Raw genomic sequence first — 12,445 nt, 5'->3', positions numbered from 1 at the left:
CTTACCGGGCTGGAACAAAGAGGCAACCGTAGGTTGTCCGCGAAGGTAGAACCGAAGCAAGGAGTGTGGGGGTTGGAGATTTATTTCATTCGCCATGCCCAAGGGGAACATACTGTTGATGTGCCGGGATCGCTGGAGAAGATTCATCCCGCGTTGACGGATCGCGGCCGTGAGCAAGCCGCGGCGCTAAGGGACTTGCTGAGAGTAACGCACGGAGATGTATTGGTGACTAGTCCCACAATAAGAACGCTTGAAACATCCGCCATTCTTGCCGAACGCGCTCAAGCGCCAATTTACGTCACTCCTCTTGTAGGGCCTAGAATGTTTCCGACGGCGGATAGCTGGGGAGCGACGCACATGTGCGATTACATACTTAGCGCGAAAGCCGTGAAGCGGAAGTTCCCACAGACGATCGTGCTGCACGAACACTATAGAGGATTGACGAACGAAGGGCTGAATCGGGCGGTTCCCGAGCGGTTCGAAGAGGCTGTAAGCCGGCTGTTCGAATGGATTCGCTCCCGGCAAGGCGAACGAGTCTTCATTGTCAGCCATGAAGGAACGATTACGGATTATCGTCGACGGCTTACAGGCGAGAAGCTTACTAGAGAAGATTTCTTGGGGGACGCGGGTTACGTTAGGCTGCACCTCGGATAGAACATTCAAGCAGGAGGGTTCGGGGGATGGAACGCATCGCGATTATTTCCGATATTCACGGGAATGTTCCGGCGCTGGAAGCCGTCTTGAAAGATATTCGGCAGCGCGATATCGGGCGCATCTTCTGCCTCGGCGATTTAGTCGGCAAAGGCCCTCACCCGGATAGAACGGTAGATACGATCCGCGGCAGCTGCGAGGCGGTCGTTCAAGGAAACTGGGATGAGTTCATAACCGAACAGACCGAAAAGCCGGAGCTAAGGTGGCATCGGAACAGGCTTGGAGAAGAGCGCTTGTCATACCTTAAGGGCTTGCCGTTTTCATTGGAGTTTTGGTGCAGCGGCAAATTTATCCGGTTGTTTCACGCTTCTCCCGAGAGCGTGTACAAGCGGGTCCAACCATGGCATCCGCTCGAATTGCGCTTATCCATGTTCGACAATACGGAACAGACCGGAACACCTGCGCATGGAGCGCGCCCGCATGTTGTCGGTTACGGGGATGTCCATAACGCTTATGTGCAGCATTTTCCCGGAAAAATGCTGTTCAATGCCGGAAGTGTCGGAAACCCGCTCGACATCACGCAAGCCTCATATGCAATTATCGAAGGGGATTACGGGAGTCAAGAGGCGGGGCCGTTCGGATTGACACTTGCACGCGTCCCGTATGATATCGAAGCAGCGATTCGCATGGCCGCAGCCGAAAAGATGCCGTATTTGAACGAGTATGCGAAGGAGCTTCGGACCGGGCGTTACCGGGGGCTGCCGGATTAACGTTAGAATTAAAGCCGAATGCATAATGTTTCCAATTAGAAGCATACTACTCCCGGTTGTTTTAATTGCAGACGGGAGGAACGATATGCGAAAGCTGATAATTGTTACGCTGACACTTGCTGCGGCAACCCTCTTCGGAGCGGGTACTGCGGTCGCTCAGCCGGAAAAGCACCACCATCACCACCGGCATCACGCCGTATTAGGCCCCTCCGTTCACCAGGAGATGTATATGCAGCTGCTCGCCGACCGCTATGCTCCTGAGACAAGCGGAGAGTGGAGGAAGGTGTTCGAAGAGCGGAAGCGGCTTATGGAAGCGGTCAAGGGATTGGATGGAGCCGGCCGGGATTCGTTTCGTCAGGAAATGAAGCGGAAATTCCATGAAGGCGACGAAAAAATGCAAGACCATATGGACACGGTGAAACAATTTTCACGGGCGGTCGAGTCCGGGGACGAGAAGCAAATTAAGGAAGTGCTTCCGAAAATGTTGGCCGCGGAAAAGCAATTCAACAAGATGCTGGCGGAGACGCTTAAGAAGGCCGGGAAAAAATAAGCGATTCAGACGGATCTGTCGTCCGTACGATGGACAAATGGTTGAGCGGAGGGTTTACGCCCGCTCAACCATTTTTCACTTGTGCCCGGGGTCTGTACTTTATCCGTCGAACGAAGGTTTCGTTAAAGGGCAATCGGGGATCGTAAGAAAACTCCGGTTAAAGCGCGCCAATTTTTGCATAAAGTAGCACGTCTCCGGAATATGATGCTCCAAGAAACGCAAGGTCGTTTTGTTCAATACTTCAGATTCTTTATACAGAGATATAACTTCCAGGACCAAATTATAGAAGACGGCCACCGACCGTGCTACTTGTCCGCCGAAATTCATCTGCAATGGGAAATTTGGGGGCGTAAACCGCAAATAGCCTTTAATGGCCTGGTTTTTCACAAGGTGAGATTGAAGTTCGCGAATCACCGCTTCGGCCCGTTCAATAAGCGGTATCTCTACGGGATCCAGAATGCGCGACAGCAGCAAAGCGTGTCCGAGCTGATCGCCCAGCCACAAATCGAGCAGCTCGCTCAGCGGGAGCGGAGCCGGATTTAGCCCTTGCACATAGAAGGATAGAAGCCGTAAATACTCCTGATTTTCATTGAGCGTCCCGTTCAAGAAGCTAGGGGTCAGGTCAAGGTTTACCCGATTGAATATCCGCAAATGCTGCAAGCCGCCTTCAAAGCGGTAATAACTCGCGGCAGTTCCTTGGCTTTCGACGGCGAATCGAATCATCGCGGCGGAAGAAGCGGGAGCGGAAGGCGGCAAGCCGCTCAAGCTTTCACGAAGCCGGCGAAAATCGCCGATATAGGCTTGCGCCGCGGCCACCCACCCCGCCTCTTCCGGCGACAAGGCATCCCTGACGAAGCGTGCGTGATCGCCCAATATTTCCACCCAAAACCGGTGCTCCTCCCAAGCGGACAAGTCGGATGCAGTCAGCACTTGAATCCCTCCAACACACGGTTACTGCAATCCTATGCCTTGGCGGGAACGAAAAGACTACATCGTGAATAGTGTACGGTGAATTCGGAAATAATCTTCACAATCAAACATTTCCAGGAGAACCAATATGTCGTTTGCAGCCTACCTGTCGCTGAACCTTATGGTTGCCATTCTGTTTGCGGTCGTACCCAAAAGGCTTCATATGTTTGAAATGATATTTCTCTGGATCTCGATGACATTTTTTTATCAAAGCTTCTTTGCCGCCTTAACGATAAACCTGGGATGGATCACATATACGATGAACCCCACTGACTATTTGGCGCTGGTTGTCAATCGTCTCATCTTCATTCCGTTATTTATCATTTGGCTTGCAGATTTATGCAAAAGGGCGCGTTCGTACATATTGAAATCCGTTTATACCGTAATCGCCGTTCTTACTTTGTCTTTTATGCAGTATGTCACCGTCTGGACAGGATTAATCAAACATGTGCACTGGCAAATATGGATGACGATCGTGTCTTGGCTTGCGCTCATCATTTTGGTAATGGCTTTTCATAAAGGATTTCAGCGTGTTTTGAAAAGGGAGCTCGAATTAGATTGATACTTTTACCGGAAAAATTCGACACGAACGAGTGGTTCGTCCTGGCAACGATCGCCGTAAATGCCGTCATCATTCTTTTGCTGCCCAAAAGACTCCCCACATCCGTCGCTCTGCTTATCATGCTCTTCAGTGTGGCATCCGCCAAAACATTGGATCATATTCTCGGCACTCCGCCAACCGATTCATTCGATGTAAACGACAGCCCCAAATATGAAATATTCGATTTGCTGATGTATTTTTTATATACGCCGTTCGGGTATTACTTAATATATTTTTACGACAGATGGAAGCCGAAGGGCTTCGCCGTATGGTTGTATATCGTGCTGTGGTCGATGTTTGCGACCGGCTTTGAATGGGTGAGCGTCTTAACCCGTGTTTATAAGTACAATACGTGGAAATTATTGTACTCGCTTCCTGTATATTTGATCACCATTACATTGACTATTCTTTATTATCATCTTTTAATGCGACGTTATATCGAATCACGCCGGAATCGCGGTTTCGATTATGACATTGACCGCCGCAGCTCCCGGATCCGGTAGCATTTCACGAGCTGCGTTCGGCTTGTTTTTCTTGTGTAAAAAAAGAACTGCGGGCCAAAGCCCGCAGTTCCTTGTATTTAACGGTATCGAGACGACAGGATTCGAACCTGCGACCTCTTGGTCCCGAACCAAGCGCTCTACCAAGCTGAGCCACGTCTCGACGAAGCCGTGCTTTAATAGCGACGACATCGAATAATGTAACATGATTTAGTTGCGAAATCAAGAGAAACTTGCTTCCCGAACTCGCTTCCGAATCGGCCGGAAAATATCAAAGTAATACGGTTATTTCGTATTGCCCAAACAGGAACGGGAGCCTGCGAGCAGGCTCCCGGTTAACGCAATATATGACAGGAGGAAATCAACCGCAGCTTCGGCAATTAACGACGACCAGCCAACGTTTGCTCTGCGATCTGAACCATCTTTCGAACCATGCTTCCACCGACCGCGCCCGCATCGCGAGCGGCTACATGTCCCCAATAACCGTCCGGCGGTACTTGAACGCCGACTTCACGCGCGGATTCATACTTCAATTGTTCCAAAGCATTGATAGCTTGCGGTACAACCGGTACGTTTCTTCGTGGCATTTGGTGTCACCTCCTTGTTGGTGTAGCTGTATTATTTGCGGTAAATTTTTTGAATATTCACATAGATTGCCTTGTAACCGCTTCCTTTGTTTGCCAATATACAGTCGCTATTCGATTTCGTTCGTTTGAAGCGGATAGGACAAATTGATCTGCCCCGAGAGATCGGGTCAACTGCCGGCTTGAAGTCAATAATTCGGGACTGCCTTTAGATATATATCATAGTATATAATCAACGCGAGCTCGAGTATGAGCTGGCGCGTAATGAAATGAAGGGAGATGAGTAACATTATGGTTCAACGGCAGTTCAAACGATACACGCTCCCCGACTATATTGAACAAGTTTTGCGGCCGAATACCGGCAAGGTGTATTTCTCCAAGATTCACGTTCACGGCACATGGAGGCCCACAATCGCCGATTATCGGAAAGAGATGAATAAGGAACGAATAATTCAGATCATGTGGCGCGCGCACCTGCTGAGAGGATTTACAGATATCGCGCAGCACGCTTCGATCGATCCGGAAGGATATATTTGGGACGGCCGGTCGCTTCTTGTTCCGCCGGCCTCGGCATACGGCAATAACGATCCGGATAATGACGGAGTTCACCCTTTCATGTTCGAGATGATCGGCAACTTTGATTACGGGAACGAGAAGCTGGAAGGTCCGCAGTTAAGTACGTCTGTCGGTCTGACCCGCGCAGTCATGTATTTGTGGGGACGCGTTACGGGAGATATCCGGTTCCACCGGGAGATGCAACCCGGAAAAACGTGCCCGGGCAGCGCGATTACAAAGGAATGGTTTCTCGATCAGGTCGCGGATGCCTCATTGCAGAAGCCGAAACTCGGTGACCCCGTCATTGTGCGTATTAACGGCAAGCATATCACCGACGGCCGGCTGATCGACGGTCAGACGTGGACTCCGGCCAGACGGACAGGTGAAGCTTTGGGAGCTGCGGTAGGTTGGCAGCAAGAAGCGAGAATGGTGACCGTCAACGGTATTCCCTTTCCGACGGTACTGATCGGCGGATCCGGTTATGTGGCGCTGCGCGAACTGGCCGAAGCGGTGAACGCCACAGTGGCCTGGGATGCAAGAACGCAATCGGTTTATGTTACAAAAAAGAAAAACCCTTGATACACAAGGGTTTGGTACGCGCCACGGCGGGATTCGAACCCGCGACGCACAGTTTAGGAAACTGTCGCTCTATCCGGCTGAGCTACGGGCGCACGAAGTAAATATTAATCTAACATGAATTATAACGGGTTGCAACACCCAAGCGCCATAGCAATTTCGCACAAAAAAACCGGTTATAATTGGATCGATTTCTTCAAACGAATGGCGTCCAATATAATAATACGCTTCTTATCGATCGTTATGATTCCGTCATCTTGCAATTCTTGGAGCACTTTCGTTACCGATTCCCGGACGGTGCCGACCATGTTGGCGATTTGCTGGTGAGTCAGCTTGAGATCGATCCGCAAGCGGCCGCCGGCCTCAACGCCATACTCGGCCGAGAGACGATCGATGTTTTTAATAATGCGCGAGCGTACGTCCAAGAACGTGAGATCGTGAATTTGGTCGTTCGCTTTGCGCAGCCGTTTCATCGTCACTTCGAGCAATTTCAGACAAAGCAAAGGACTTCTCTCCAAAAATTGGACGAAGTCGTTGCGCGAAAGCGTAAATATAGTGCTCGGTTCGATCGTTTCCGCGGTGGCGGAGCGGGTGCCATCCTTCTCGATCAACGACATTTCACCGAAGTAGTCCCCGTCTTTAAACAGCGACAGCGTAATTTCTTTCGTTTGATCCAGCGCTTGTTCCAAGCGGTAAATTTTTACGAATCCCGATCCGATTACGAATAATTCTTCCCCCGGGTCCCCCTCGAAAAAGAGGATGGACCCTCTCTTGTAATTTCGTTCCTTCAGCAAAGGACCGACTGCCTTCAAATCTTCGGGATCAAAGTCTTCAAGAATCGGAATATTTTTCAATAGCATTACGACGTCAAACATATCAATCGGCCCCCGACGGGAAATACCGGCCTGTGGATATCAAGAGTTAAGGAGCGGCGGCAAGTTCTTCCCCAACCCGGTGAATCATCAAATTAAGCCCTGTTCGTCCGTATTCAATGATACACTAACTACGATGGGGAAAACAGCTACTTTGTTGATGTTCAGGACAGATCATTTTCAAAGCGGGTGATGGTAACGGCGGGCGCGATTTCGACTTTTTCCGTTTCTTTAAATCCGTTTCTCTCGTAAAGCTTGACGGCCGGAACGTTCGCCGATCCTGTAGATACGACCGCTTTGCGCGCTCCCGGAACGGATAGAACGGCATCCAGGAGCGATTGTGCAATGCCTCTTCGAAACCTTTCGGGATGCACCATCATTCGGTGAATATCGACCGTGTCGCCGTCCAGCTTGTAGGAAACGGCGCCGGCTAACAGGTCTCCTTCAAAGCAGCCGATGAACGTTTCACCGCAGCTCATCAGGGTATCGGGCGTGTCTAGAAGCGGGGGAATCGTTTCGAGTCCGATCAATTTCGCTTCCACCGGATATGACAATTGCTGCAGTTCAACTACGCTCTTTGCGTGTTCCGGCTGCGATATGTCGAATGGGAAATATGTAAACGTCATATGGCTCTCAAACACCTCACTGTTTTTTTCTGAGCTTTCTAAAGAAGTCGCTAAGCATGGAAGAGCACTCCTCCTGCAGCACGCCGGCAACGACCTCCGTCCGGTGATTGAAGCGCGGATCCTGCAGCAAATTCATCAGCGTTCCCGCACAGCCGGCCTTGGGATCGGGGGTCGCGTATATTACACGCCGAATTCGCGATTGCAGGATGGCGCCCGCACACATCGGACACGGTTCCAACGTCACGTACAGGTCGCAATCGGTAAGGCGCCACGCATTCAACCGTTTGCTTGCTTCCTTGATGGCGATCATTTCCGCATGAGCGGTCGGATCGGCCGTCGATTCCCTTACATTGTGGCCTCTGCCGATAATTTCTCCGTCTTTCACGACAACGGCGCCGATCGGCACCTCGTTGATCGCCTCAGCCCGCCGCGCCTCGGCGATCGCCTCTCTCATCCAGTGAATATGTTGGTTTTGCGCGTCATTTTGCATGGTAAAATGGTCCTCCGAGGACGATTCTGTGGATAACTGGTGCGAACAAACATTCTTTTGTTAACATGGTGTGTATAATTTTGTGGATAACTCTGTGAATGCTGTCTACAATTCTAAGTGTAAAGGTTTAAACGAGCGGGAGCAAATTGTGCTGAAGCTTTGCCTGCTATATAATGTACAGGTATGATAACGGAATAATAACGAACGGGAGTTGTAAATAGATGGCTTTAAAGGCGGGGATCGTCGGGTTGCCGAATGTGGGCAAGTCGACTTTGTTCAATGCAATTACGCAAGCGGGCGCGGAATCGGCGAATTATCCGTTCTGCACGATCGATCCGAATGTAGGAGTCGTTGAAGTGCCGGACGAGCGTCTGCAGAAATTGGCTGAAATCGTCAATCCGCAGCGCATCGTGCCGACCGCATTCGAATTTGTGGATATCGCGGGATTGGTGAAGGGCGCGAGCAAGGGCGAAGGTCTGGGGAATAAGTTTTTGGCTCATATCCGTGAAGTGGATGCGATCGTGCACGTCGTCCGCTGCTTTGTGGATGAAAACATTACTCACGTTTCCGGCGGCGTCAACCCTCTGAGCGATATCGAGACGATCAATTTGGAATTGATTTTGGCCGATGTCGAGTCTGTGGAGAAGCGTCTGGATCGGACAAAGAAAAACTTGAAGAGCGGCGATAAAAAGTATGCGGTCGAAGCGGAAGCGCTGGAGCGGGTGAAAGAGGCGTTATATAGCGACAAGCCTGCGCGCAGCGTGGAGCTGTCGGACGAAGAGCGGCTTTTGTTGCGGGATCTGCATCTCATCACAATGAAACCGGTTCTGTATGCCGCCAACGTAAGTGAAGATGAAGCTGCGAACGCGGACGATAATCCGTATGTGGCGAAGGTGCGCGAATTTGCCGCGGCGGAAGGCGCGGAAGTGGTGCCGATCAGCGCGAAGGTGGAGTCCGAAATCGCCGAACTGGAGGGCGAGGACAAAGCGCTGTTCTTGGAAGAGCTCGGCTTGAACGAGTCCGGACTGGACCGGTTGATTCGCGCGGCGTATAAGCTGCTTGGACTGTACACTTACTTCACGGCAGGGGTCCAGGAAGTGCGCGCGTGGACGATTCGCGCGGGCACGAAAGCGCCGGGAGCGGCCGGCGTCATTCACACCGACTTCGAGCGCGGATTTATTCGGGCCGAAGTTGTCGCATACGACGATTTGATCGCTTGCGGCTCCATGAACGCGGCGAAGGAGAAAGGGCTGCTGAGGCTCGAAGGGAAAGAATACGTCGTGCGCGACGGCGATGTGATGCATTTCCGGTTTAATGTGTAGGGTTCGTTGCCGGGGCGGAAGCTTTTGTACATTGACATTGTTTTTTTGCGCAACATATACTGTAAGGATGAAGTCATTCTTATATAAGAGGGTGAGAGACCATGTTTGATCGTCTAGAGGCGCTTGCAGACCGGTACGAGAAGCTCAGCGAGCTGCTCTGCGATCCGGATGTGGCGAACGACAGCAAGAAATTGCGCGAATACTCCAAAGAGCAGTCCGATCTGCAAGAGGTGTATGACGCGTATCAGGAATATAAATCGGTGTCGGCGCAGTTGGATGACGCCCGCACCATGCTTGGCGAGAAGCTCGACGACGAAATGCGCGAATTGGTGAAGATGGAAGTTTCCGAATTGACCGAGCGCAAAGAGGCGCTGCAGGAGAACATCCGCGTGCTGCTGCTGCCGAAGGATCCGAACGATGACAAGAACGTCATCGTGGAAATTCGCGGCGCGGCCGGGGGCGAGGAGGCGGCGTTGTTTGCGGCGGAGCTGTACCGCATGTACAGCCGTTACGCCGATTCGCAGGGCTGGCGCACGGAAGTTATGGAAGCGAGCGAGAGCGATCTCGGCGGCTTCAAAGAAATTATTTTCATGGTGAAGGGCAAAGGCGCTTATTCGAAATTGAAGTTCGAGAGCGGCGCTCACCGCGTGCAGCGCGTGCCGGAAACAGAGTCCGGCGGGCGCATCCACACATCGACCTCCACCGTCGTGGTGATGCCGGAAGTGGAAGACGTCGAGGTGGAAATTCGCGAGAGCGATATCCGGGTCGATACGTTCTGCTCGAGCGGAGCCGGCGGCCAGTCCGTAAACACGACGAAATCGGCCGTGCGCGTGACGCACATTCCGACGGGCATCGTGGCTACGTGCCAAGACGGCAAATCGCAAAACTCGAACAAGGAGATGGCGCTTCGCGTATTGCGCGCGCGCATCTATGAGAAGAAGCTGCAGGAAGAGCAGGCGAAATACGATTCCGAACGCCGCACGAAGGTCGGCACGGGCGACCGGAGCGAGCGCATCCGGACGTACAACTATCCGCAAAGCCGGGTGACGGACCACCGCATCGGATTGACGCTGCACAAGCTCGATCAGGTGTTGGCCGGCGATTTGGAAGAGATTGTGTCCGCCTTGACGGTTGCATCCCAGACGGATATGGCCGAGAGAGGGGAATATTCGGCGTGAGTACAGGAGATGCCGGAATGACGGTAAGAGAAGCCTATATCAAGGCTTCTTCTTTTTTGCGTGAGCGGGGAGTCGGCGAGCACGCGGCATCGGCGGAACTGCTGATGCGGCATGTTCTCGGCGTGACGCGTACGCGGCTGCTGCTTCTGTGGAGCGACCCGATGGACGCGGAAGCGTTCAAGCGGCTGTGGGTGCTGCTGCAGCGCCGCGCGGCGGGGGAGCCGGTACAGTATATTGTGGGCGAGACGTATTTTTACGGATTGCCGTTTGCAGTGACACCGGCGGTGTTGATCCCGCGCCCGGAGACGGAGCTGCTGGTGGAGCGTATCGTTGCCTTAGGCCGAGAGTTATGGCCTCCGGATTGCGGGGTTTCGCCGCTCGCTGTGGATATTGGGACGGGAAGCGGCGCGATCGCGGTGTCGCTGGCGTCGGAGTGTCCTTCTTGGCGGGTCGCCGCTGTGGACATCAGTCCGGCGGCGCTTGAAGTTGCGGGCGGCAATTGCGTTCGCAACGGAGTGGCCGGCCGGATCGCGTTGCTCGAGGGGGATTTGTTCGAACCGGCGGTACGGGAGTACGGTGCGGACGGCATCGATATTTTAGTGTCGAATCCGCCGTATATTCCTTCGCGGGATTTGGCCGGCCTGCAGGTCGAGGTGCGGGAGTACGAGCCGCATCTTGCTTTGGACGGCGGTGCGGACGGGTTGGTGCCGTATCGCCGCATGCTGGAGCAAATGGAACGGTTCGGCGTCTGGCCGCGGTTGGTGGGCTTTGAAGTAGGCATGGGGCAAGCCCGGGATCTGGAGCGTATGCTGGCCGAAACCGGCCGGTGGGAAGAGACGCTCATTGTGGAGGATTTGGCGGGTATCGAGCGTCATGTGTTGGCGTTGCGCCGGGTGAAGGGGTAGGTAATCGGATGGGTTACGCACACATTTTGGCGGCTGAATGTTAAGAAAGTGTTAATATGTGCTATTGTTTGGGGATAAGTGTGTGGATTCCGTGGATAAGTGTGAGAGGGCTTGTGGGTAAATTAGGTTTAAAGCCGATTCCTAACCGGGGAATCGGAATAAAGATTCCATTACAACCGGGAGTCGGAGAATACGTCGAAGTGATACTGTTTGTGCCATGCGCAAATTGCGATGAAAAGCCTGTATTGCTGAAAATGACCCGTACGTACAATGCCTCCGCCTACCGGATGGAAACGGACGAAGTGATGCCCTACTTGAAACGAAGAAAAATTGATAGCTTGCTAGAGTGATAGGTTTAGAGAAGGCAGGGGCTGCCCATACTGATGCTATAAGCTGAGGAGGGGGAGCCCCGATGAAATCGTTTTGGAAATCATTCTTTTTTATTCATGTCGCTCTAATGGTGCTTGTCATGTCATGGGAGCAAAGCAAGACGGATGCAGCGTTCGCCGCGGTTGCGGGTTCGGGTTCGAACGTGATTCCGCAAGAATCGATCCGTCTCCGCATACTCGCGGATTCGGACGCTCCGGCCGATCAAATCCTCAAGCGCCGCATTCGCGATGCTGTCATAGAATCGATGAACGCATGGGTAACGGGACCGCAAACTTTGGATGAAGCCCGCCAGACGGTTCGCTCCCGTCTGCCCGAGCTGGAGCTGCTTGTCGGCCGCATGGTGAAGGAAGCGGGGTTCGATTATTCTTACAACGTGGATCTCGGCGTAGTGCAGTTCCCCACGAAAGTGTACGGCGACCGGGTATATCCGGCAGGCGCCTACGAGGCGCTGCGGATTACGCTCGGCAGCGGACTCGGGCAAAATTGGTGGTGCGTCCTGTTTCCCCCGCTTTGTTTCGTGGATGTGGCCGCAGGAGAAGCGCCGAAGGAGAAAGGTGAAGAAGCGGCCGGCATAAGCGGGCTTGCGAAAGTGACGGCTACCGCTGCAGTATCTCCCGAGGTGGAGTACCGGTTCTTCCTGCTCGATTGGTTCTCGGAATTGTGGGAAACGGTACAAGCTTGGTTCGCTTGATAATGAGCAGTCGCCTTTCCCGATTCTCCCGCTTATCACAACTGGGAAGACCGGGGTCAATCGGCATAGTCCGTTCCAAAGCTTCCTTATGAACTGTACCGGTACAGATGATATGTAACAGTGTAGTTTGAGAATATTTATCAGTATCTGTACGGGTACAGATAAGTGAATTATGTCCGATAATATCAAAATAATTGGAGTCTGTACCGGTACAG

At 52.6% G+C, this 12,445-nt stretch carries 15 protein-coding genes and 2 tRNA genes; 10 read left to right on the top strand and 7 right to left on the bottom strand.

The genetic code is table 11. The annotated features are described in order from the left end of the window. The first annotated feature begins 33 nt into the window (after window positions 1-33). The 3 genes from JET16_RS27475 to JET16_RS27465 all read left to right on the top strand — a co-directional run bounded on the left by JET16_RS27475 (window position 34) and on the right by JET16_RS27465 (window position 1,971). Complete coding sequence (locus JET16_RS27475; RefSeq protein WP_199623687.1) at window positions 34-654, top strand: histidine phosphatase family protein; 621 nt, start codon at window positions 34-36, stop codon at window positions 652-654. A 26-nt stretch (window positions 655-680) separates the two neighbouring features. Next, entirely contained in the window at window positions 681-1,421 is a 741-nt protein-coding gene (locus JET16_RS27470) for a metallophosphoesterase family protein (protein WP_199623685.1), read from the top strand. An 85-nt stretch (window positions 1,422-1,506) separates the two neighbouring features. Beyond that, the gene (locus JET16_RS27465; protein WP_199623682.1) at window positions 1,507-1,971 is read left to right on the top strand and encodes a hypothetical protein; all 465 of its coding nucleotides are present in this window, start codon (window positions 1,507-1,509) and stop codon (window positions 1,969-1,971) included. Between the two features lie 99 nt (window positions 1,972-2,070). Here the strand turns inward: JET16_RS27465 and JET16_RS27460 are convergent, their stop codons facing one another. Continuing rightward, complete coding sequence (locus tag JET16_RS27460) at window positions 2,071-2,901, bottom strand: DUF2935 domain-containing protein (protein ID WP_325176790.1); 831 nt, start codon at window positions 2,899-2,901, stop codon at window positions 2,071-2,073. Window positions 2,902-3,028: 127 nt separating this feature from the next. Between JET16_RS27460 and JET16_RS27455 the strand changes: the two genes are divergently transcribed. Both JET16_RS27455 and JET16_RS27450 read left to right on the top strand, forming a co-directional pair. Continuing rightward, a complete protein-coding gene (locus JET16_RS27455) occupies window positions 3,029-3,502 on the top strand; it encodes a hypothetical protein (RefSeq protein ID WP_199623679.1) in 474 nt (157 codons plus the stop codon). Then, window positions 3,499-4,044: a hypothetical protein gene (locus JET16_RS27450; protein WP_199623676.1), complete on the top strand. Its 546-nt coding sequence runs from the start codon at window positions 3,499-3,501 to the stop codon at window positions 4,042-4,044. The genes JET16_RS27455 and JET16_RS27450 overlap by 4 nt, the downstream gene beginning before the upstream one ends. An 86-nt stretch (window positions 4,045-4,130) precedes the next feature. Here JET16_RS27450 and JET16_RS27445 read toward each other — a convergent pair. Together JET16_RS27445 and JET16_RS27440 are read right to left on the bottom strand one after the other, a co-directional pair. After that, window positions 4,131-4,204 (bottom strand) — tRNA-Pro (locus JET16_RS27445). 217 nt (window positions 4,205-4,421) lie between these two features. Then, window positions 4,422-4,628 (bottom strand): alpha/beta-type small acid-soluble spore protein, encoded by a 207-nt coding sequence (locus JET16_RS27440; protein ID WP_199623663.1) that lies wholly within the window; start codon window positions 4,626-4,628, stop codon window positions 4,422-4,424. 288 nt (window positions 4,629-4,916) lie between these two features. Here JET16_RS27440 and JET16_RS27435 point away from each other — a divergent pair, with 288 nt between their 5' ends. Then, window positions 4,917-5,759 (top strand): stalk domain-containing protein, encoded by an 843-nt coding sequence (locus JET16_RS27435; protein WP_199623660.1) that lies wholly within the window; start codon window positions 4,917-4,919, stop codon window positions 5,757-5,759. A 17-nt stretch (window positions 5,760-5,776) separates the two neighbouring features. Here the strand turns inward: JET16_RS27435 and JET16_RS27430 are convergent. From JET16_RS27430 to tadA, 4 genes are all read right to left on the bottom strand, one after another. Further along, window positions 5,777-5,851: transfer RNA gene (locus tag JET16_RS27430), tRNA-Arg, on the bottom strand. Between the two features lie 81 nt (window positions 5,852-5,932). Next, on the bottom strand, window positions 5,933-6,631 hold the full coding sequence (locus tag JET16_RS27425) for a Crp/Fnr family transcriptional regulator (protein ID WP_199623657.1): 699 nt from the start codon (window positions 6,629-6,631) through the stop codon (window positions 5,933-5,935). A 161-nt stretch (window positions 6,632-6,792) separates the two neighbouring features. Then, window positions 6,793-7,254, bottom strand: coding sequence for a GNAT family N-acetyltransferase (locus JET16_RS27420; RefSeq protein ID WP_199623655.1), 462 nt, complete (start codon window positions 7,252-7,254; stop codon window positions 6,793-6,795). A 16-nt stretch (window positions 7,255-7,270) separates the two neighbouring features. Continuing rightward, a complete protein-coding gene (gene tadA, locus JET16_RS27415) occupies window positions 7,271-7,744 on the bottom strand; it encodes a tRNA adenosine(34) deaminase TadA (RefSeq protein ID WP_199623652.1) in 474 nt (157 codons plus the stop codon). Between the two features lie 221 nt (window positions 7,745-7,965). Here tadA and ychF point away from each other — a divergent pair, with 221 nt between their 5' ends. The 4 genes from ychF to spoIIR all read left to right on the top strand — a co-directional run bounded on the left by ychF (window position 7,966) and on the right by spoIIR (window position 12,230). After that, window positions 7,966-9,066 (top strand): redox-regulated ATPase YchF, encoded by a 1,101-nt coding sequence (gene ychF, locus JET16_RS27410; protein WP_199623649.1) that lies wholly within the window; start codon window positions 7,966-7,968, stop codon window positions 9,064-9,066. A gap of 101 nt (window positions 9,067-9,167) precedes the next feature. Further along, window positions 9,168-10,244 (top strand): peptide chain release factor 1, encoded by a 1,077-nt coding sequence (prfA, locus tag JET16_RS27405; RefSeq protein ID WP_199623646.1) that lies wholly within the window; start codon window positions 9,168-9,170, stop codon window positions 10,242-10,244. Window positions 10,245-10,261: 17 nt separating this feature from the next. Further along, entirely contained in the window at window positions 10,262-11,149 is an 888-nt protein-coding gene (prmC, locus tag JET16_RS27400; RefSeq protein WP_199623643.1) for a peptide chain release factor N(5)-glutamine methyltransferase, read from the top strand. A gap of 412 nt (window positions 11,150-11,561) precedes the next feature. Next, a complete protein-coding gene (gene spoIIR / locus JET16_RS27395) occupies window positions 11,562-12,230 on the top strand; it encodes a stage II sporulation protein R (protein WP_199623640.1) in 669 nt (222 codons plus the stop codon). The last annotated feature ends 215 nt before the right edge of the window (window positions 12,231-12,445 follow it).

The organism is Paenibacillus alkalitolerans (assembly GCF_016482785.1).
Lineage (GTDB): Bacteria > Bacillota > Bacilli > Paenibacillales > YIM-B00363 > Paenibacillus_AE > Paenibacillus_AE alkalitolerans.
This window is presented reverse-complemented; position numbering and strand designations above follow the sequence as displayed.

Excerpts from the sequence above, each read along its gene's own strand:
- JET16_RS27420 (WP_199623655.1), bottom strand. The coding sequence starts at position 7,254 with ATGACGTTTACATATTTCCCATTCGACATATCGCAGCCGGAACACGCA.
- JET16_RS27465 (WP_199623682.1), top strand. The coding sequence starts at position 1,507 with ATGCGAAAGCTGATAATTGTTACGCTGACACTTGCTGCGGCAACCCTC.
- spoIIR (WP_199623640.1), top strand. The coding sequence starts at position 11,562 with ATGAAATCGTTTTGGAAATCATTCTTTTTTATTCATGTCGCTCTAATG.
- prfA (WP_199623646.1), top strand. The coding sequence starts at position 9,168 with ATGTTTGATCGTCTAGAGGCGCTTGCAGACCGGTACGAGAAGCTCAGC.
- JET16_RS27425 (WP_199623657.1), bottom strand. The coding sequence starts at position 6,631 with ATGTTTGACGTCGTAATGCTATTGAAAAATATTCCGATTCTTGAAGAC.
- ychF (WP_199623649.1), top strand. The coding sequence starts at position 7,966 with ATGGCTTTAAAGGCGGGGATCGTCGGGTTGCCGAATGTGGGCAAGTCG.
- JET16_RS27470 (WP_199623685.1), top strand. The coding sequence starts at position 681 with ATGGAACGCATCGCGATTATTTCCGATATTCACGGGAATGTTCCGGCG.
- JET16_RS27455 (WP_199623679.1), top strand. The coding sequence starts at position 3,029 with ATGTCGTTTGCAGCCTACCTGTCGCTGAACCTTATGGTTGCCATTCTG.
- tadA (WP_199623652.1), bottom strand. The coding sequence starts at position 7,744 with ATGCAAAATGACGCGCAAAACCAACATATTCACTGGATGAGAGAGGCG.
- JET16_RS27435 (WP_199623660.1), top strand. The coding sequence starts at position 4,917 with ATGGTTCAACGGCAGTTCAAACGATACACGCTCCCCGACTATATTGAA.
- prmC (WP_199623643.1), top strand. The coding sequence starts at position 10,262 with ATGACGGTAAGAGAAGCCTATATCAAGGCTTCTTCTTTTTTGCGTGAG.
- JET16_RS27440 (WP_199623663.1), bottom strand. The coding sequence starts at position 4,628 with ATGCCACGAAGAAACGTACCGGTTGTACCGCAAGCTATCAATGCTTTG.